Source organism: Pseudomonas sp. IPO3774 (genome assembly GCF_013386835.1).
In the GTDB taxonomy this organism is placed as follows: domain Bacteria; phylum Pseudomonadota; class Gammaproteobacteria; order Pseudomonadales; family Pseudomonadaceae; genus Aquipseudomonas.
Window position 1 is genome coordinate 1 of the sequence record NZ_JACAQY010000018.1, and the last position, 18,020, is coordinate 18,020.

19 protein-coding genes are annotated in these 18,020 nt (G+C 61.8%); 7 read left to right on the plus strand and 12 right to left on the minus strand.

The annotated features are described in order from the left end of the window. Positions 1 to 123 precede the first annotated feature (123 nt). Positions 124 to 537: an alternative ribosome rescue aminoacyl-tRNA hydrolase ArfB gene (gene arfB / locus HYE77_RS11740; protein ID WP_003212972.1), complete on the plus strand. Its 414-nt coding sequence runs from the start codon at positions 124 to 126 to the stop codon at positions 535 to 537. Here the strand turns inward: arfB and HYE77_RS11745 are convergent. From HYE77_RS11745 to HYE77_RS32585, 3 genes are all read right to left on the minus strand, one after another. Continuing rightward, positions 534 to 1,733 carry an MFS transporter gene (locus HYE77_RS11745; protein ID WP_003212974.1) on the minus strand — a complete coding sequence of 400 codons (1,200 nt, stop codon included), beginning with the start codon at positions 1,731 to 1,733 and terminating at the stop codon, positions 534 to 536. The two genes, arfB and HYE77_RS11745, sit on opposite strands and share 4 nt — an antisense overlap. Before the next feature lie 86 nt (positions 1,734 to 1,819). Continuing rightward, complete coding sequence (locus HYE77_RS11750) at positions 1,820 to 1,993, minus strand: hypothetical protein (RefSeq protein WP_008430977.1); 174 nt, start codon at positions 1,991 to 1,993, stop codon at positions 1,820 to 1,822. Positions 1,994 to 2,067: 74 nt separating this feature from the next. After that, the gene (locus HYE77_RS32585) at positions 2,068 to 2,196 is read right to left on the minus strand and encodes a hypothetical protein (RefSeq protein WP_003212978.1); all 129 of its coding nucleotides are present in this window, start codon (positions 2,194 to 2,196) and stop codon (positions 2,068 to 2,070) included. Positions 2,197 to 2,558: 362 nt separating this feature from the next. On the opposite strand from HYE77_RS32585, the gene HYE77_RS11755 reads away from it, so the two are divergent. Beyond that, a complete protein-coding gene (locus tag HYE77_RS11755) occupies positions 2,559 to 3,833 on the plus strand; it encodes an MFS transporter (protein ID WP_052024259.1) in 1,275 nt (424 codons plus the stop codon). Here the strand turns inward: HYE77_RS11755 and HYE77_RS11760 are convergent. After that, complete coding sequence (locus HYE77_RS11760; RefSeq protein ID WP_003212982.1) at positions 3,830 to 4,414, minus strand: HD domain-containing protein; 585 nt, start codon at positions 4,412 to 4,414, stop codon at positions 3,830 to 3,832. The two genes, HYE77_RS11755 and HYE77_RS11760, sit on opposite strands and share 4 nt — an antisense overlap. Positions 4,415 to 4,447: 33 nt before the next feature. After that, positions 4,448 to 4,759, minus strand: coding sequence for a DUF962 domain-containing protein (locus HYE77_RS11765; RefSeq protein ID WP_003212984.1), 312 nt, complete (start codon positions 4,757 to 4,759; stop codon positions 4,448 to 4,450). 161 nt (positions 4,760 to 4,920) lie between these two features. Here HYE77_RS11765 and HYE77_RS11770 point away from each other — a divergent pair, with 161 nt between their 5' ends. After that, positions 4,921 to 5,976, plus strand: a complete 1,056-nt coding sequence (locus tag HYE77_RS11770; RefSeq protein ID WP_003212986.1) for an AraC family transcriptional regulator — start codon at positions 4,921 to 4,923, stop codon at positions 5,974 to 5,976. On the opposite strand, the gene HYE77_RS11775 is transcribed toward HYE77_RS11770, so the two are convergent. From HYE77_RS11775 to HYE77_RS11805, 7 genes are all read right to left on the minus strand, one after another. Further along, positions 5,933 to 7,387 (minus strand): TrkH family potassium uptake protein, encoded by a 1,455-nt coding sequence (locus HYE77_RS11775; protein WP_177068810.1) that lies wholly within the window; start codon positions 7,385 to 7,387, stop codon positions 5,933 to 5,935. The two genes, HYE77_RS11770 and HYE77_RS11775, sit on opposite strands and share 44 nt — an antisense overlap. A gap of 264 nt (positions 7,388 to 7,651) precedes the next feature. After that, positions 7,652 to 8,989, minus strand: coding sequence for an imelysin family protein (locus HYE77_RS11780; RefSeq protein ID WP_003212990.1), 1,338 nt, complete (start codon positions 8,987 to 8,989; stop codon positions 7,652 to 7,654). Between the two features lie 162 nt (positions 8,990 to 9,151). Next, positions 9,152 to 11,203 carry a bifunctional diguanylate cyclase/phosphodiesterase gene (locus HYE77_RS11785; RefSeq protein WP_003212994.1) on the minus strand — a complete coding sequence of 684 codons (2,052 nt, stop codon included), beginning with the start codon at positions 11,201 to 11,203 and terminating at the stop codon, positions 9,152 to 9,154. 270 nt (positions 11,204 to 11,473) lie between these two features. Then, positions 11,474 to 11,671 carry a hypothetical protein gene (locus HYE77_RS11790; protein ID WP_003212995.1) on the minus strand — a complete coding sequence of 66 codons (198 nt, stop codon included), beginning with the start codon at positions 11,669 to 11,671 and terminating at the stop codon, positions 11,474 to 11,476. Between the two features lie 158 nt (positions 11,672 to 11,829). Beyond that, positions 11,830 to 12,426 carry a superoxide dismutase gene (locus tag HYE77_RS11795; protein ID WP_003212997.1) on the minus strand — a complete coding sequence of 199 codons (597 nt, stop codon included), beginning with the start codon at positions 12,424 to 12,426 and terminating at the stop codon, positions 11,830 to 11,832. A gap of 175 nt (positions 12,427 to 12,601) precedes the next feature. After that, the gene (locus tag HYE77_RS11800; RefSeq protein ID WP_003212999.1) at positions 12,602 to 13,204 is read right to left on the minus strand and encodes a LysE/ArgO family amino acid transporter; all 603 of its coding nucleotides are present in this window, start codon (positions 13,202 to 13,204) and stop codon (positions 12,602 to 12,604) included. 5 nt (positions 13,205 to 13,209) lie between these two features. After that, positions 13,210 to 13,611 carry an ACT domain-containing protein gene (locus tag HYE77_RS11805; protein ID WP_177068811.1) on the minus strand — a complete coding sequence of 134 codons (402 nt, stop codon included), beginning with the start codon at positions 13,609 to 13,611 and terminating at the stop codon, positions 13,210 to 13,212. 98 nt (positions 13,612 to 13,709) lie between these two features. Here HYE77_RS11805 and HYE77_RS11810 point away from each other — a divergent pair, with 98 nt between their 5' ends. From HYE77_RS11810 to HYE77_RS11825, 4 genes are all read left to right on the plus strand, one after another. Next, entirely contained in the window at positions 13,710 to 14,603 is an 894-nt protein-coding gene (locus HYE77_RS11810; protein WP_102369765.1) for a LysR family transcriptional regulator ArgP, read from the plus strand. 52 nt (positions 14,604 to 14,655) lie between these two features. Further along, positions 14,656 to 15,654, plus strand: coding sequence for an NAD(P)-dependent oxidoreductase (locus HYE77_RS11815; protein ID WP_003213003.1), 999 nt, complete (start codon positions 14,656 to 14,658; stop codon positions 15,652 to 15,654). 118 nt (positions 15,655 to 15,772) lie between these two features. Beyond that, the gene (locus HYE77_RS11820; RefSeq protein ID WP_177068812.1) at positions 15,773 to 16,600 is read left to right on the plus strand and encodes an ATPase; all 828 of its coding nucleotides are present in this window, start codon (positions 15,773 to 15,775) and stop codon (positions 16,598 to 16,600) included. Between the two features lie 156 nt (positions 16,601 to 16,756). Then, positions 16,757 to 18,016 (plus strand): AGE family epimerase/isomerase, encoded by a 1,260-nt coding sequence (locus HYE77_RS11825; protein WP_177068813.1) that lies wholly within the window; start codon positions 16,757 to 16,759, stop codon positions 18,014 to 18,016. Positions 18,017 to 18,020: the final 4 nt, after the last annotated feature.

Genomic DNA, 18,020 nt, shown 5'->3' on the forward strand with positions numbered 1-18,020 from the left:
GCTGTAAGAGCGGAACCAATATCAGCCATCACCCAAATAACGGATATGTACCCAGCCCCCAGCCCCCAGCAGCCCAACACATTGGCGTATCCTTACCCCTCCACCCCAAGGCCCGATCAAAAAATGCTGGTGATATCCAACAACGTGCACCTCCCCGACGCCGAGATCGAGCTGACAGCCATCCGCGCCCAGGGCGCTGGCGGTCAAAACGTCAACAAGGTCTCCAGCGCCGTGCACCTGCGTTTCGACATCCCGGCCTCGTCCCTGCCTGACTTCTACAAGGAACGCCTGCTGGCCCTGCGCGACACCCGCATCACCAGCGAAGGCGTACTGATCCTCAAGGCCCAGCAATACCGAACCCAGGAACAAAACCGCGCCGACGCCCTCGAGCGCCTGGTGGAGCTGATCCTCAGCGCCACCAAGGTCGAAAAGAAACGCCGCCCCACCAAACCCACCCTGGGCTCAAAGAAGCGCCGCCTCGAATCCAAGACCAAACGCGGCAGCATCAAGGCCGGCCGCGGCAAGGTGGACTTCTAACTCGCCTGACGTTCTTCGCGATACTTCGGCGCCTGCCGATACAAATACAGGCTCAACAGCAACCCGCCAAACGCCGCGATCGCCGCAAACAGGAAGATCGAGGCAAACCCGAACCCCGCCGCAATCGCCCCGGCCAACGGCCCGGTGATCCCCAACGACAAATCGATAAACAGCGAATACGCCCCCACCGCCGCGCCCCGGCTCGAGGCGGGCACCAGGTTGACCGCCTCCACACCCAAGGCCGGAAACACCAGGGAAAAGCCAAACCCGCTCAACGCCGCACCCGCCAACGCCAAATGAGGATCCGGCGCCAGCCACAGCAGCAGCAGCCCCAGCGTCTCCACCGACAAACAGGCAATCGCTACGCGAAACCCGCCAATGCGGTTGATCAAATTGCCGAACAACAACCGCGCCCCGATAAAGCTGGCACCGAACAGGCTCAGGCACAGCACCGCGTTATCCCAATGCTGGGTCGCGTAATACAAGGTGATGAAGGTGGCGATGGTGCCAAACCCGATCGAGCCCAGCGCCAGCCCGCAGCCGTGAGGCAACACGCGCCCCAGCACATGCATGAACGGCAGGCGCTCGCCCACCACGATCGGCGCGGCGACTTTCGGCCAGGCCAGCAGCAGGCCCAGCACCGCCAGCAGGATGATGCTGACGCCCATGCTCCACAACCCGAAATGACTGACCAGCAACACCCCCAGCGGTGCGCCGATGGCCAGGGCGCCGTAGCTGGCGATGCCGTTCCAGGAGATGACCTTGGCGGTATTCGCCGCGCCCACCCGGCCAATACCCCAGCCGATGGAACCCGAGCCCACCAGGCTTTCAGCGCTGCCCAGCACCAGGCGGCCAATCAGCAGACTGGTGAGGCTCAGCGCCGGCAGGTGTGACAGCCACGCCGAGAGCAACATGAACACGCCGCTCAACCCGCAACCGGCCAGGCCGTACATGACGGCGCGCTTGCTGCCGCGGTTATCGATGATGCGTCCGGCATAGGGCCGGCTCAGCAGAGTGGCCAGGTATTGCACGCTGATCACAAGGCCCGCGATCACGGCGCCAAAGCCCAGGTCGCTGTGCACATAGCCAGGCAACACGGCCAGGGGAATGCCGATATTCAGGTAGCCGATGAAGGTGAACAAAACGATGGAAACGACTTGCAGCGTGACCGCCATGGGGCGCTGGGTATCTGGCATGGGGAGAGGTCCACTGTCGCAGCAGGAAAAGATAGGCTGCTTATGATACCGATGCTGGGCGCGTGCGGGGGCAGCAAAGCAAACTTTTAGCGATCGGCGGGGTTGAGCAGTTGCGTGGTTACCAACGCGGCGAGGGCGTTTTCCTGGGTGCCGAAGCGCTTGAGCAGGAGGGCCTGTTTTTCCGGGGTGAGGCGGTTCCATACGTCGACCATGTGCAAGGCAGTGTCGAGCAGGGCGGTATCGGGGGTGGTGTCGGTCATGGCGGGGCTCACGGTGTTCAGGCGGTGTGGAAAGCGCGCAATGTCACGCTTTCCACACGGTCTGGGTACGGCTCTCAGTCTTCGCTCTTGCGGTCGACCGGTTTTGCCTCTTTGGGCTCGGGCTTGGTGGCACCGGCCTGTTGCGGGGTTGGCTGCTCAGTTTCGTGCAGGCTTGGGAAGGGGAGATTAGGGATTTCGTGCATCGTCGTCGCTCCTCGCAAGATCTGTTTTATCAATCGCAGGTGATTCCGCGCGTTCAAAAAGCCTGTGCAGGATACAGCACTGTAAATGACAGAAAGATTTTATCTCAGAAAATGAACGCGTCTTCATCCCGCCGCGCAAGTGACGTGGCGCCACAGGGGTGTCGATTGTCATCGTACAACATCACCCTTCACGGATTGACATCGTACTGCGGACTGAATATAACGCTAACAGTTGTATGACGACATATGACGTTACAGTTTTATAGCGCCCGTAATACGGATGCGCTCGGTCGCAGAACGTACGCCTCAAATCTAAAAATAATTAAGGTGAAGCGATGAAAATCAAAGGCATCCGTTGGTGGATGGTCGGGCTGATGACGGTCGGCCTGATTATTAACTACCTGGCCCGCAACACGCTCTCAGTCGCAGCCCCCACGCTGATGACCGACCTGAGCATCTCCACTGAGCAGTATTCCCACATCGTTGTTGCCTGGCAGGTGTGCTACGCCTTGATGCAGCCGATCGCCGGTTATGTGATCGATGCGATCGGTACCAAGATGGGCTTTGCCATCTTCGCCATCTCCTGGTCGGTAGTCTGTGCCCTGGCGGCATTCGCCACCGGTTGGCAGAGCCTGGCAGTGGCCCGTGGCGCACTGGGGCTGACGGAGTCGGCGGGCTTCCCCGGCGGCGTCAAGGCGATTACCGAGTGGTTCCCGGCCAAGGAGCGCTCCGTCGCCATCGGCTGGTTCAACTTTGGTTCGTCGTTTGGTGCGTTGCTGGCGCCGCCACTGGTGGTCTGGGCGATTTTGCACAGCGGCTGGCAGTTGGCATTCCTGATCGTTGGCGGCATCGGCCTGGTGTGGAGCGGGCTGTGGCTGCTGCTGTACAAGCACCCGCGTGACCAGCGCCTGCTGGCCCAGGCCGAGCGTGAGTACATCGAGGCCGGCCAGGAAACCCACCTCAAGGAAGGCGTGCAGAAGAAAGCCAGCTGGAAGCGCATCCTCAAGAGCCGCAACTTTTTCGCCATCGCCTCGGCGCGGATGCTCTCGGAGCCGGCCTGGCAGACGTTCAATGCCTGGATTCCGTTGTACCTGATGACCGAGCGGCACATGAACATCAAGGAAATGGCGCTGTTCGCCTGGCTGCCGTTCCTGGCCGCCGACATTGGCTGTGTGCTGGGTGGCTACCTGAGCCCGTTGTTCCACCGCTACTTCAAGGTCTCGCTGTTCACCTCGCGCAAGCTGGTGATGCTGTTCGGTTGCCTGTGCATGATCGGCCCGGCGTGCATCGGCCTGGTGGACAGTGCCTACACCGCGATTGCCCTGCTGTGTGTCGGCGGTTTCGCCCACCAGACCTTGTCGGGTGCACTGTTTTCCATCGCCTCGGACTCATTCGGCAAGAACGACGTGGCCACCGCCACCGGTGGCGGGCAGATGTGCGGGTTTATCGGGGCTGCGGCGTTTACCGCGGTATTCGGCGTGCTGGTGACCAAGGTCGGCTACAGCCCGCTGTTTGTGGTGCTGGCGATTTTCGACATCATTGCGGCCATCGTGATCCTGATGGTGGCCCGGGAGATCGTCAAAGATCCGGAGCCAGCCACCCAAACCGGTCACGGCGGCACATTGCTGCCGGTTTAACCCTGGCGTTCCATCGCCGCCTTGTAGAGCGAGTTCTTCGGCTGGGCAAACACCCGCGCGAGCATCGGCTCGAAGAAGCTCAGCGGCAGGGTGTCGTAGGCCGGGTCGAACGCCGCCGCGTCGTACTGCGCGCAGAACTCGATGGTTTGCCGGTACTGCGGGTGGTCGCCAAATTGCTCGCGCAGGTGGCGGTCCATCCCCAGGTGGTGGAAGAAGTAGTAGCCCTGGAAGATCCCGTGCTTCTCCACCATCCACAGATTCTCGGCGCTTACGAACGGCTTGAGAATCGCGGCGGCGATGTCCGGGTGGTTGTAGGAACCGAGGGTGTCGCCGATGTCGTGGAGCAGGGCGCACACCACGTACTCTTCATCCCGGCCATCGTGCCAGGCGCGGCTGGCGGTTTGCAGCGAGTGGGTCAGGCGGTCCACCGGGAAGCCGCCGAAGTCGCCCTCCAGCAGCCGTAGATGCGCCAGGATCCGGCTTGGCAATTGCCGGGCGTAAGCACTGAAATCCTTGGCGATGATCGCCCAGTCTTCCTGGGTACCATCCTGCATATGGGTGAAGCGGGCCTGCTGGTTCATCAAAGCCTCTCTTATTGTTCTTCAAGCGTGGGGCTAGAACGGCACCTTGCCCAGAATCATGTCGCGGTACATCACGAAATCCCCCAACAGGCTGTACAGCGGATGCTGGAAGGTCGCCGGGCGATTCTTTTCAAAGAAGAAATGGCCGATCCAGGCAAAGCTGTAGCCGGCCACCGGCAGCGCCAGCAGCAGCCACCACGCACCTTTGCCGATCGCCAACGCGAGAATGAAGATAACGAGGCTGGTGCCGATAAAGTGCAGGCGACGGCACGTACTGTTGCCGTGTTCGCTCAGGTAATACGGGTAGAAATCGGCGAAGCTGTTGAATTGCCTGGCATTTTCCACAGTGGTCGGCCCTCTGGTTATTGTTCTGCCCGACAGATGTTCGGCGGGGAGCTTATTTGAGTCTAGAGTCATCAGTGGTAACAGCCAGTGACAATAGATGCCACTTTAGTATCCTTCGGATTCCTGGCTGTCGTTTCAGCCTTCCTTGTTAAGAAAACGCCATGAGCGAACGAACGACTTCTGCAAGCTGGGCGATGGGGATAGTCAAGGCGCTGGAAATGGACGGCCTGGATTGCCGTGCCTTGTTCAAGCAGCTTGGCCTGGATTACGCCGCGCTGAATGACCCGGATGCACGCTTCCCCCAGGACTCCATGACCCGGCTCTGGCAGCGCGCGGTCGAGCTGTCGGGCAACCCGGCGATTGGCTTGAACATGGGCAAGGTGGTGCGCCCGGCATCGTTTCATGTGGCCGGCTACGCCTTGATGTCCAGCAATACCCTGGCTGAAGGTTTTATGCGGCTGGTGCGTTACCAGCGAATCATTGCTGAAAGTGCCGACCTGAGTTTCCGCCTGTTACCCGAAGGTTATGCGCTGATTCTGACGGTGCACGGCGACCACCTGCCGCCTACCCGGCAAAGTGCCGAAGCGTCCCTGGCCAGTGCCCTGGCGTTATGCGGCTGGCTGACCGGGCGCACGTTGCAACCGCGCAAGGTGCTGGTGCAGGGCGATCAGCCAGCGGACCTGGCGCCCTACAAACAAGCCTTCCATGCACCGCTGGTGTTCAACGCGCCCTATGACGCGCTGATCTTCGAACGGGCCGATATGGAGGCGCCGTTGCCCACGGCGAACGAGGCGATGGCGTTGTTGCACGATCGTTTTGCCGGGGAGTACCTGGCGCGGTTTTCCGAGAGCCGGGTGACCCACAAGGCGCGGCAGGTGCTATGCCGATTGCTGCCCCAGGGCGAGCCCAAGCGTGAAGTGGTTGCGCAGACGTTGCACCTGTCCCAGCGCACCTTGCAGCGCCGCTTGCAGGAGGAGGGCACGAGTTTCCAGACCTTGCTCGACGACACCCGCCGCGAACTGGCCGAGCAATACCTGGCGCAGCCGAGCATGACCCTGCTGGAAATTGCCTACCTGTTGGGGTTTGCCGACCCGAGCAACTTCTTTCGTGCGTTTCGCCGCTGGTTCGATGCCACGCCCGGCGAGTACCGGGCGCGGTTGCATGAGCTGCCTGTCAGTGACGCCAAAACGCCGGAATGCACAGCACAAACACCGTAATGATCTCCAGCCGGCCCAGCAGCATGCCGAATGACAGGATCCACTTGGCCGCGTCCGGCAGGGTGGAGAAGTTACCGGCCGGGCCGATGGTTTCACCCAGGCCCGGGCCCACGCCGGACACGGTACTGGCGGCGCCGGTCAGCGCGGTCATCCAGTCCAGGCCCAGCAACGACAGGGCCAGGGCAATGGCGCAGATGGTGATGGCGAAGAAAAACGAGAAGGTCAGGATCGACCGCACGATTTCTTCATCGAGGCGATGGCCGTTGTACTTCTGCTTGATCACCGCTCGCGGGTGAATCAACTGGTTCAAGTTGGCCTTGAGCAGGATGTAGGCGACCTGGAAACGGAAGATCTTGATCCCGCCAGCCGTGGAGCCGGAGCAACCGCCCACAAAGCCCAGATAGAAGAACAGCATCAGCGAGAAATTGCCCCAGATGCTGTAGTCCCCCAGCGCAAAACCTGTGGTAGTGACTACCGAAGTGACGTTTACCGCCACGTGGCGCAGCGCCTCCAGCCAATGCAGATTGGTGGTCCACCAATACCAGGTGCCGAGCACCAGCCAGGTCACCACCAGCAACCCGAGCAAGCCTTGCACCTGCTGATCCTTGATCAGCGCCCGGCGGTTGCCACGCATCGTGGCCACATACAGGGTGAACGGCAGGCTGCCCATGATCATCACCACCACGGCCACCCAGTGCACCGCCGGCTGTTTCCAGTGGGCCAGGGATTCGTCGGAAGTGGAAAACCCGCCGGTGGAAATTGCCGACATCGCATGGTTGATCGCATCGAACAGCCCCATCCCGGCCCACCAGAACGCCAGGCTGCCGAGGATGGTGATGCCCACGTACGCCGCCACGATCAGGCGCGCCACCATGTGCGAGCGGGGCATGACCTTTTCCGAGCGGTCGGAGGATTCGGTCTGGAACAGGCGCATGCCACCGATGCGCAGCAGCGGCAGGATCGCCACCGCCATGCCGATAAAGCCGATACCGCCGAGCCAGTGCAGCAGCGAGCGCCAGATGAGGATGCCCGGGGACATGGTGTCCAGGCCGCTGAGCACCGTGGAACCGGTGGCGGTGATGCCGGACATGCTTTCGAAGAACGAGTCGGTGTAGCTGATGTGCTGGGTCAACAGGAACGGCAGTGCGGCGAAGATGCACACCACCAGCCAGCTGGAGACGGTCAGCAGGTACATGTCCCGCGGGCGCAGGTGCACGTGTTCCGGGCGGCCGGGGATGACCAGCGCCAGGCCCGCGATAAAGGTAATCAGGCTGGCCCAGAGGAACGACGGCAGGTCGCTGGTGCGTTCAAAAAACACCAGGGTCGCCATGGGGATGACCATGGCGATCGCCAGGGTGATCAGGAAGATGCCGATAATGAAACCGATTATCCGTAAGGTCGGCAACGCCATGAGGTCCGCTCGGGGTGACAGGAAAGGCGCCATTCTACCTGCGGTGCAGGGCAAGTAAACCGGGGGGGCGTTGGAGACGTGGCAGATCAAGTGTGGGAGCGGGCTTGCTCGCGAAAGCGGTGTATCAGTCAACGGATGCATTGGCTGACCCACCGCTTTCGCGAGCAAGCCCGCTCCCACAGGAGATTTGTGCTGGTTGATGGAGCTTGGAGGGCAGGCACAAAAAAGGCGACCCGAAGGTCGCCTCATTCAACGCGGCACTGATCAGAACTCGTGATCAGCGTTATCCGGGTTCAAGTCACTGATGCCCAGCTTGCCAGCAGCCTGTTCGATCGAACCGGTCTGCTTCACCAATGCGGCGATGGCGTCACGTACGATCTGGTTGCCTTTGTCGTTACCGGCAGCAATCAACTGGTCGTAGTGTTCGCCGTTGTTGGCGTGGTCCACCATCACCTGGATCTTCGCTTCGGTGGAGGCCAGGTCAGCCTTCAACGCTTCATCGGCCGCCGGGTCGGCCTTGGCCACCAGGGAGGACAGGCTGGCGCCGGTCATCTTGGTACCGTCGGTGCGGGTGTACTCACCCAGGTAAACGTTACGAATACCCTTGGCGTCGTAGAAGTGCGAGTTGTGGGTGTTGTCGCTGAAGCAGTCCTGTTCGTCTTCCGGCGAGTTGGCTTCCAGGGAAACCTTCATGCGCTCACCGGCCAGCTCGCCCAGGGACAGGCTACCCATGCCGAACAGCATCTTGCGCAGGCCATCGGTCGCAGGTTCTGCTTCCAGCGTGGCGCGGTAGTTGTCTTCGACGTTGGGCTTCCAGTTGCCGACCATTTCTTCCAGGTCGCTGACCAACAGTTGAGTCACGGCGCGCAGGTAGGTGCGGCGGCGCTCGTTGTGGCCGCCAGTGGCGCCATCACCGGTCATGTAGTCCGACGCTGGACGGTTGCCGGCGCCCGGGCCGGTGCCGTTCAGGTCCTGGCCCCAGAGCAGGAATTCAATTGCGTGGTAGCCGGTGGCTACGTTGGCTTCGGAACCGCCCAGCTCATTCAGGCTGGCGAGTTTTTCCGGGGTGATGTCTTTGACATCGACCTTGTCTTCGCCGACCTGGATCTCGTTGTTGGCGATGATGTTGGCGGTGGCGCCAGGGTTGCCCAAGGCGTGTTCGTAGGTCTTGTCGACGTAGTCGATCAGGCCTTCGTCCAGGGGCCAGGCGTTCACCTGGCCTTCCCAGTCGTCAATGATGGTGTTGCCGAAGCGGAACACTTCACTCTGCAGGTACGGCACGCGCGAGGCGATCCAGGCGGTACGGGCCGCTTTCAGGGTGTCGTCGTTCGGGTTGGCAAGGAAAGTGTCGATCGCGGTTTGCAGGGTTTTCGCGGTGGACTCGGCATCGCTGTACACCGCGAACACCATGTCAGCGTAATGCGCGACCACAGCCTTGGCGGCGGCCTCGTCTACCTGGCCTGCCGGGGCAGCCGCCGGGGCGGTGGTGCTGGCGGCGGCCGGGGCTTGAGGCGCGGCGGCCTTGTCTTTGCCTTCACCGCAACCGGCGAGCGAAATGGCAATGGCGAGAAGGCTGGCGGTGGCCAGGGGCATACGAATCATGGCGAACATCCTGCTTCGGTTGTTGATGGGGCACGCGGGGGGCGCGCAAAACTGCGACATAATGCGAAAGATTTGCATTTTGTGTAAAGCGTTATAAGCAGGAAATATTTAGTATCGATTTGCCGGCCATCGGTGCGCGTGGCCCCGATGGCCGGCATCGCTTCAGAGAATGGCGGCGTTATTGCGCTGGGCCTGTTTCAAGTAGGCCACCAACTCCCGTGCCGGCAAGGGTTTGCTGTAGTGGTAGCCCTGACCCTCGTGGCAACCCTCGGAGATGATGTAGGCCTCCTGTTCGGCGGTCTCCACACCCTCGGCGATCACCTGCATGCCAAGGCTTTTGCCGAGCTGGATGATCGCCCGCACGATGGTCGCATCGTCGTCGTCATCCAGCAGGTCCTGGACGAAGCTCTTGTCGATCTTGATCTTGTCCAGCGGCAGGCTTTTCAGATAGCTCAGGGACGAATAGCCGGTGCCGAAGTCATCAATCGCAATCAGTGCCCCGGAGCGGCGCAGGCTCAGCAGGTGCTGGGCGGCGGTGCTGATGTCTTCCATCAGGCCGGTCTCGGTGACTTCCAGCTCCAGGCTACGCGGCGGCAAGCGGTAGATTTGCAGCAGGTTGTTGACCACCCGTGGCAGCTCGGCGTGGTGCAACTGTACGGTCGACAGGTTGACCGCCATGCGCAGCTCGGTGAAGCCCAGGTCATGCCATTCCCGCAGTTGCCGGCAGGCCTGGTCCAGTACCCATTCGCCGATGGCAATGATGGTGCCGTTCTGTTCGGCCAGGGGGATAAACAGGTCGGGCGGCACCAGGCCGTGCTCCGGGTGCTGCCAGCGGATCAACGCCTCGACACCCACCACACGGTGGTCGAGATAGCTGATCTGCGGCTGGTACACCAGGTGAAACTGCTCGCGGCTCAAGGCGTCGCGCAGATCCTTTTCCAGCTCGCGGCGGCGGCGCATTTCGCTGTCGACGCTGGCGATATAGAACTGGTAGCGGTTGCGCGAGCGGCTCTTGGCCAGGGTCATGGTCTGTTCGGCTTTTTGCAGCAGCTTCTCGGTGCTGTCGCCGTCTTCCGGGAACAGGGTGATGCCGATGGTGGCACGCAGGCGGATCTGTTCGTGATCGAGGGCGAATTCGGCTTCCAGGTCGTCGAGGATGCTTTGTGCCAATTCGGCGGCTTCGTAGGGTTGCTCGATATCGGCCTGCACCAGGGCGAACTGGTCGCCACCCAGGCGGGCGAGGGCGCCGAGACGGCCGCTGTGGGCCCGCAGGCGGTCGGCCAGGGCCAGCAGCAATTGGTCGCCGGCCTGGTAGGTGAACTGCTCGTTGACGCTTTTGAAGTCATCCAGCCCCACGCACAACACCGCGACCCGACGTTGCCGGCGGCCGGCGTCGATCAGGATCTTGTCCAGTTGCTCCTGCAACTTCTGGCGGTTCGGCAGGCCGGTCAGGAAGTCGTACTGGGCCATGCGCAGCAGGCTGTTTTCCGCCTCATGGCGCAAGTGCGTATTGCGCTCGATGGATTCGAGCAACTGGTTGGCGGTGTTGATCCAGAGCCCCAGCTCGTTTTTCTCGTGGCCCTTGAGCTGCGGGATCTTGTGCTCGCTGGGGCGGTCGGGGTTGATCGAACTCAGGTGCTCGATGATGCGCGACAGCGGCTTGGTCAGCAGCCAGTGATAGACCAGGTACAACACCAGCCCCATGGCCAGCGCCCGCAGCACCCCGGAGATGAAAATGATCACCGAACTGACAAGAAACCCTTTGCCATAGGTGGCGGTGTCGAGGGTGATGCTCAGGTCACCGTAGTACTCGCTGTAAGGCCCGCGCCCCACCAGCGGCGTGGTGAACGTGCGTTCCTGGCCCAGGATCAGGTCGGTCAGCCAGCGGCTCGGGGATTGTTGCAGGTCGCGGGTTTTTTCCGCGAGCATGGTTTCGTTGGGGTGGCCGATGGAGGCCATGCGCACGGCATCATCCTGAAACAGGCCTTCGATGACCTGCATGCCCATCTCCCGGTCCAGGCTGTAGACGGCCTGGGTGGACGGGTCGCGAAACATGTCGAGGATGCGCTGGGCATCACCGGCCACGGCCTGGCGCGTCTTGTACGCATCAAAGACGATCTGCGCCGCGCTCAGTACCACGCCCACGGCCAATGCCGAAAGCAGTACCACCCGTAGCAACTTCACCGACAAGCTGTTTTTGAGTTCCAGCTTCAAAGGGTTATTCCTTGTTCCATGCGGGTAGCCTCAATATGCCATGAGTATTGGCAATCCCGTGAGGGCAGTCAAAGGGACATTGCGGCCAGGGCAGGTTTTGCAGTTTAGATGAGCGCGTCCGGGGGTAAGACGTTGGGAGGGGGAATGGAAAGGCAGGCCTGGCATGGAGCGAAGTCGGCGGATCGTACGTGCCGACTTCTTGTACTGTCTTTTCAGGACGAGCGCGGGTTTTTCAGGCCAGCGAAACAAACCGTCGAGCGTCAGCGCCCATCAGGTAAACGAAATTTTCGGCGGTTGTGGCTGGTCTTGCGCTTGAGGATCGATTTGCCCCAAGGCCTGTCGAGCTATGTCCACGGTCTTATCAAGGATGCCCAAGCTTTTGTCCAGGACGTCCAGGCCCTTATCTGTCACGTTATCGAACACGTTAAGTGCTTGAGGGGCCATGCCGATCAAAGATGCTAGATCCATATCAAGTTCTCCTGCAGTCAATCAGAGGGACATTCCTCTTACATGCTGCGTGGCGAAATCCTTTTGATGAGTTCCAGCGTTTTCCTGGCATTTTTCCATTTGTAATCGCCCACAAAAAAGCCCGGCAATCGCCGGGCTCTTTCTACTGCAAGCGGTACTTAAGCGGTGAAGGTCTTGCCTTCGAACTGCTCAGCCACGAACTTCCAGTTGACCAGGTTCCAGAACGCTTCCACATACTTTGGACGCACGTTGCGGTAGTCGATGTAGTAAGCGTGTTCCCAGACGTCGCAGGTCAGCAGCGGGGTGTCGCCGCTGGTCAGCGGGTTGCCGGCGCCGATGGTGCTGGCCAGGGCCAGGGAACCGTCAGCCTTTTTCACCAGCCAGCCCCAACCGGAACCGAAGGTGCCGACGGAAGTCTTGGTGAACTCTTCCTTGAACTTGTCGAACGAACCGAAGGCAGCGTTGATCGCCTCAGCCAGTGCGCCGGTAGGTTGGCCGCCAGCGTTTGGCGCCAGGCAGTTCCAGTAGAAAGTGTGGTTCCAGACCTGAGCGGCGTTGTTGAAGATGCCGCCCGAAGAAGACTTGACGATTTCTTCCAGGGTCTTGCCTTCGAACTCGGTGCCAGGCACCAGGTTGTTCAGGTTCACGACATAGGTGTTGTGGTGCTTGTCGTGGTGGTATTCCAAGGTTTCCTTGGAAATGTGCGGCTGCAGGGCATCGTGTGCGTAGGGCAGCGGCGGCAATTCGAAAGCCATGATGATTCTCCTAATCAGGTCAGTTGCGGTGAGCGCAAGGCCGATCACGGGCGGCCAAACAAGCGCCGGGGAGTTTGTACTCTTTGCGGCGCAGGGGCTGGATCATAGCACCGGGGGTGCGGCAAAACCACGCAACAACTGTGTGGGATAGAGGTTCCAGAGCGTTTTGGAATATCTACGCTGCGCTGATTAATTGATAGGCCACGCTGAACATCATGGCGGCTACCAGCAGGTCCAGAATCCGCCAGGTGGCGGGGCGCGCCAGCCACGGTGCCAGCCATGCGGCGCCCAGGGCCAGGGTCATGAACCACAGGAATGAAGCGCTGGCGGCCCCGGCCACGTAGGCGCCCGGTTCGGTTTGCTGGGCGCCGAGGGAGCCGATCAACAAGACGGTGTCCAGGTACACGTGGGGGTTGAGCAACGTCACTGCCAGGGCGCTGAGCATCACCGCCTTCAACGAGCGTACCTTGAGGTTCTCGCCCTCGCCCAGGCTCTGCTTCGAGCAGGCCCGGCGCAGGGCGAGGGTACCGTACCAGAGCAGGAACGCCGCACCACCCCAGCGGGCAATCGCCAGCAATACCGGGTTATGCGCCAGCACGGTGGCCAGGCCGAATACGCCGGCGGCCACCAGGATCGCGTCGCACACCACGCACAGTGCCGCCACCGGCAGGTGATGTTCGCGCCGCAGGCTCTGCGCCAGCACAAACGCGTTCTGGGTGCCGATCGCCATGATCAAACCAAAGGCCACCAATAGGCCGTTCATATAGCTTTGCCACATAGGATTTACTCCGCGCCCGCCGCCAATTGCCGCAACACCGTCATGGCGCGCTCGGCATCGGCGCGCCCGACAAACAGGTGATCGTGGTAGTAGCCGGCAATCACGTTGCAACTGATCCCGGCCTTGCCCAGGGCCGTGGCGAACGCGGCGGTCAGGCCGACCGCTTCCAGGGCCGAATGGACGTTGAGGGTGATCCACGCAGCCACATAGTCGAAGGCCAGTCCGGCGCGCTCGGCCTGCTGGCGCTCGACGATCAACGTCAGGCCTTCCTGCTCGCGGAAGCTGCCGATCACCTCGCAACCTTCGGGGATTCGGCTGTCGGCCAGGGTGCAGAACACGTAGTCGCCGTCATTGAGCTGTGGGCTCATGCTGCGCAGCAGGGTTGCCAGGGCGGTTTCGCCAGCCATGTGGAGGTCCTTGAATAAGAAGAAGCGATGCTGGCTATTCTCCCGTCCAAGGCTGTATAAGAAAAACCAATATTGCTGATCGCTCATTAGGAAAACTGATGTTCGACTATAAATTGCTTTCCGCCCTGGCGGCGGTGGTGGAACAGGCCGGCTTCGAGCGGGGCGCGCAGGTACTGGGGATTTCCCAATCGGCGATCTCCCAGCGCATCAAGCTGTTGGAGGCGCGAATCGGCCAGCCGGTGCTGGTACGTGCCACGCCGCCGACGCCCACCGAGATCGGCCGCCGCCTGCTCAACCACGTGCAACAGGTACGATTGCTGGAGCGCGACCTGCAAAGCCAGGTGCCCGCGCTGGATGAAGAGGGCATGCCCGAGCGCCTGCGCATCGCCTTGAATGCCGACAGCCTCGCCACGTGGTGGGCCGAGGCGGTGAGCGACTTCTGCGCCGAGCAGCATTTGCTGTTGGACCTGGTGGTAGAAGACCAGACCGTCGGCCTCAAGCGCATGCGCGCCGGCGAAGTGGCAGCCTGTATTTGCGCCAGCGAACGCCCGGTGGCCGGCGCCCGCAGCCTGTTGCTCGGCGCGATGCGGTATCGGGCGCTGGCCAGCCCGGCGTTTGTCGCCCGGCACTTTCCCGAGGGCGTGCGGGCCGATCAACTGGCCCGCACGCCGGCGCTGGTGTTCGGCCCGGATGATTTCCTGCAGCATCGCTACCTGGCGTCCCTGGGCGTCGACGGTGGTTTCGAACACCATCTATGCCCCTCGTCCGAAGGTTTTATTCGCCTGACGGAAGCCGGATTGGGCTGGGGCCTGGTGCCCGAACTGCAGGTGCGCGACCAGCTGGAAAAGGGCGTGTTGGTGGAGTTATTGCCAGATAAGCCGATCGATGTGCCGCTGTACTGGCATCATTGGCGCAGTGGTGGACAATTGCTGGGCCTGCTGACGGATCATCTGGCACACACAACGGGGCAATGGTTGGTGCCGTTGGAGTGATGGCCAGCGTCAAGGCAACAGCGATGAAAAACGAAAGAATGCGGAGTAAGTCATGAAAATTCTGGTCACCGGCGCAAGCGGCTTCATTGGCGGGCGCTTTGCGCGTTTCGCCCTGGAGCAGGGCCTGGACGTGCGGGTCAACGGGCGGCGGGCCGAAGGTGTGGAGCACCTGGTACGGCGCGGCGCCGAGTTTATCCAGGGTGATTTGAATGATCCGGACCTGGTGCGCGAGCTGTGCCGCGACGTCGAGGCCGTGGTGCATTGCGCCGGGGCCGTGGGGCTGTGGGGGCGTTATCAGGACTTCCACCAGGGCAATGTGCTGGTTACCGAAAACGTGGTGGAGGCCTGCCTCAAGCAGCGGGTCGGGCGCCTGGTGCACCTGTCTTCGCCGTCGATCTACTTCGACGGCCGTGACCACCTGGGCTTGACCGAAGAACAAGTGCCCAAGCGTTTCAAGCATCCGTATGCAGCCACCAAATACCTGGCGGAGCAAAAGGTGTTTGGCGCCCAGGAGTTTGGCCTCGAAGTGCTGGCCCTGCGCCCGCGCTTTGTCACGGGGGCCGGCGACATGAGCATCTTCCCGCGCCTGTTGAAGATGCAGCGCAAGAACCGCCTGGCGATTGTCGGCGATGGCCTGAACAAGGTCGATTTCACCAGCGTGCACAACCTCAATGAAGCCCTGCTCAGCAGTTTGCTGGCGACGGGCTCGGCGTTGGGCAAGGTCTACAACATCAGCAACGGTGCCCCGGTGCCGGTGTGGGATGTGGTGAACTACGTGATGCGACAGATGGACATGCCTCAGGTCACCCGTTATCGGTCCTACGGCTTGTCTTACAGCGTTGCGGCGCTCAATGAAGCCTTCTGTGCCATGTGGCCAGGGCGCCCGGAACCGTCTTTGTCACGGCTGGGCATGCAGGTGATGAACAAAGATTTCACCCTCGACATCACCCGCGCACGGCATTATCTCGACTACCAGCCCAAGGTCAGCCTGTGGGCGGCCCTCGACGAGTTCTGTAGCTGGTGGAAGGCCCAGGACGTGGGACTTAAATAACCGGCAACACACCGGGAACCGAATTTGCGAACCCGGGTCGATCAGTGCGGCAGGTCGGGGGTTTATACTCCGACGCTTGGCTATCCATATGCCACCTCAAAGGATTTAAGGTTGATTCATGCGTAACGATGCTAACGACGACTTCGACAACGTTCCCAGCCTGCGGGCCGACACCTCGGACGACGATGAGTTCGAGCCCACGCCGGCTACCTCCGTGCGCTCCCGGCCTGCGCCGGTTGTCAAGGTCAAGAGCGCCAGTACCGGGCCGCTGTGGGCATTGGTCGGTGCGCTGCTGTTCGCCTTCGCCGGCCTTGCCTGGTGGAGCTTCCAGCAGATTTCCCTGATGGGCCAGCAACTGGTGGCGACCCAGGAAAGCTTCGCGCGCATCAGCGAGGAAGCGGCGGGGCGCCTGCAGGATATTTCCGGCAAGGTGGTGGCCAGCGAAGCCAATGTGAATAATGGCAGCGAGGCCCTGAAACTGCAGATCAAGCAGCTGGAGACCCAGTTGCTGGAGCAGGGCAAGCAGCAGATGGGCGTGGCCGGCCAGGCAACTGACCTGGACAAGCGCCTGGAGCAGATGACCGCCAGCACGACCCAGCTGTCCAGTGCCAACGCGCAATTGCAGGGCCAGGTCCAGGCGCTGACGGAGGCGGTGGCTACCCTCAAGTCCCGGGACGCCGAGTTCAAGGACCTCTCCGCCGACGTCGCAGCCCTGAAAAAACAGGGCAACCCCACGGCCGCCATCGCCCGCCTGGAGCAGGACCTTGTGGTCCTCAAGAGCGAACTGGACAACCGCGCCGCTGCTTCCGACGGTCCGTCCACCAAGGAGTTCGACGTGTTCCGCATCCAGACCACGCGTAACGTCACTGCCTTGCAAAGCCAGGTGCAGAACCTGCAGCAGCAGATCAACCAGCCGGCCCGGATCACCCCTCTCGGGCAGCAGTGATGTGAGGTGCTGCAGGCGTCACTACACATGACGCCTGCAGGCCCTGGCACAATCAATGTCACCAATCGGTGACATTTCCCGTCTCCTTCGTTACTTGCCCTCGCGCCGCCCTTGTTTAGACTCCCGTCATCCCGCACATAATAAAAAGGGCTAATCATGAACACGCAACCACTGCCTGCCAGTAGTTGGCTGAACGCACCTGCCCATCACGCCTGGCTTGCCACTGAAGGCCAGCGCCTGCTGTCATTCGCCAAGGCTTCCAGGCTGCCTGACGGCTTCGGCAACCTCGACGATCAAGGCGTCCTGCCGCCCGATGCCGTCGCCGAAACCATGAACACCGCCCGCATGACCCATAGCTTTGCCATGGCCCATGGCCTGGGCCTGCCAGGTTATGCCGACCTGGTGGAACACGGCGTCGTGGCCCTCAGCGGCCCGCTGCGTGATGCCCGGCACGGCGGTTGGTTCGCCACGCCCGACGCCCGCGACGGCAACACCGGCAAGGCCGCCTACCTGCACGCCTTTGTCGCCCTGGCCGCCAGCTCCGCAGTAGTGGCCGGCGCGCCCGGCGCGCAAACCTTGCTCAACGACGCGATCCACATCATCGACCAGTACTTCTGGAACGAAGAGGAGGGCGCGATGCTCGAGTCCTTCGCCCAGGACTGGAGCGGGGTAGAAGCCTATCGCGGCGCCAACAGCAACATGCACGCCACCGAAGCCTTCCTGGCCCTGGCCGATGTCACCGGTGAAACCCGCTGGCTGGACCGGGCACTGCGCATCGTCGAGCGGATTATTCATACCCATGCGGCGCAAAACCGGGACATGGTGATCGAGCATTTCGACAGCCATTGGCAACCCCTGCGTGGTTACAACGAAGACAACCCGGCCGATGGTTTTCGTCCCTACGGCATCACCCCCGGCCACGGCTTCGAATGGGCGCGACTGGTGTTGCACCTTGAGGCTGCGCGCCTGGATGCCGGGCTCGTCACCCCTGAGTGGCTAGTGACCGACGCCAAGGGCCTGTTCGCCAGCGCCTGTGAATACGCCTGGGCCGTCGACGGCGCCCCCGGCATTGTCTACACCCTCGACTGGAGCCAGCGCCCCGTGGTGCGCGAGCGCCTGCACTGGACCCATTGCGAAGCCAGTGCCGCTGCCCAGGCGCTGCTCAAGCGCACCGGCGAGCTGCATTACGAAACCTGGTACCGGCGCTTCTGGGAGTTCTGTGAAACCCGTTTCATTGACCGCACCCACGGCAGCTGGCACCACGAACTGAGCCCGAAAAACCAGCCCAGCGCGAAAATCTGGGGTGGCAAACCGGACCTCTACCACGCCTGGCAGTCTGTCTTGCTGCCGGGGCTACCCTTGTCACCGAGCATGGCCAGTGCCGTGGCCACCGGGCGCTATGTCACCAAGTGGTGACATT

What these genes read in the sequence shown, in the direction of transcription:
- HYE77_RS11755 (WP_052024259.1), top strand. Translation starts at nt 2,559, where the DNA reads ATGGTCGGGCTGATGACGGTCGGCCTGATTATTAACTACCTGGCCCGC.
- HYE77_RS11805 (WP_177068811.1), bottom strand. Translation starts at nt 13,611, where the DNA reads ATGGCTGGCGAAACCGCCCTGGCAACCCTGCTGCGCAGCATGAGCCCA.
- HYE77_RS11775 (WP_177068810.1), bottom strand. Translation starts at nt 7,387, where the DNA reads ATGGCGTTGCCGACCTTACGGATAATCGGTTTCATTATCGGCATCTTC.
- HYE77_RS11770 (WP_003212986.1), top strand. Translation starts at nt 4,921, where the DNA reads ATGAGCGAACGAACGACTTCTGCAAGCTGGGCGATGGGGATAGTCAAG.
- arfB (WP_003212972.1), top strand. Translation starts at nt 124, where the DNA reads ATGCTGGTGATATCCAACAACGTGCACCTCCCCGACGCCGAGATCGAG.
- HYE77_RS11790 (WP_003212995.1), bottom strand. Translation starts at nt 11,671, where the DNA reads ATGGATCTAGCATCTTTGATCGGCATGGCCCCTCAAGCACTTAACGTG.
- HYE77_RS11745 (WP_003212974.1), bottom strand. Translation starts at nt 1,733, where the DNA reads ATGCCAGATACCCAGCGCCCCATGGCGGTCACGCTGCAAGTCGTTTCC.
- HYE77_RS32585 (WP_003212978.1), bottom strand. Translation starts at nt 2,196, where the DNA reads ATGCACGAAATCCCTAATCTCCCCTTCCCAAGCCTGCACGAAACTGAG.
- HYE77_RS11800 (WP_003212999.1), bottom strand. Translation starts at nt 13,204, where the DNA reads ATGTGGCAAAGCTATATGAACGGCCTATTGGTGGCCTTTGGTTTGATC.
- HYE77_RS11795 (WP_003212997.1), bottom strand. Translation starts at nt 12,426, where the DNA reads ATGGCTTTCGAATTGCCGCCGCTGCCCTACGCACACGATGCCCTGCAG.
- HYE77_RS11810 (WP_102369765.1), top strand. Translation starts at nt 13,710, where the DNA reads ATGTTCGACTATAAATTGCTTTCCGCCCTGGCGGCGGTGGTGGAACAG.
- HYE77_RS11815 (WP_003213003.1), top strand. Translation starts at nt 14,656, where the DNA reads ATGAAAATTCTGGTCACCGGCGCAAGCGGCTTCATTGGCGGGCGCTTT.
- HYE77_RS11760 (WP_003212982.1), bottom strand. Translation starts at nt 4,414, where the DNA reads ATGAACCAGCAGGCCCGCTTCACCCATATGCAGGATGGTACCCAGGAA.
- HYE77_RS11820 (WP_177068812.1), top strand. Translation starts at nt 15,773, where the DNA reads ATGCGTAACGATGCTAACGACGACTTCGACAACGTTCCCAGCCTGCGG.
- HYE77_RS11780 (WP_003212990.1), bottom strand. Translation starts at nt 8,989, where the DNA reads ATGATTCGTATGCCCCTGGCCACCGCCAGCCTTCTCGCCATTGCCATT.
- HYE77_RS11750 (WP_008430977.1), bottom strand. Translation starts at nt 1,993, where the DNA reads ATGACCGACACCACCCCCGATACCGCCCTGCTCGACACTGCCTTGCAC.
- HYE77_RS11825 (WP_177068813.1), top strand. Translation starts at nt 16,757, where the DNA reads ATGAACACGCAACCACTGCCTGCCAGTAGTTGGCTGAACGCACCTGCC.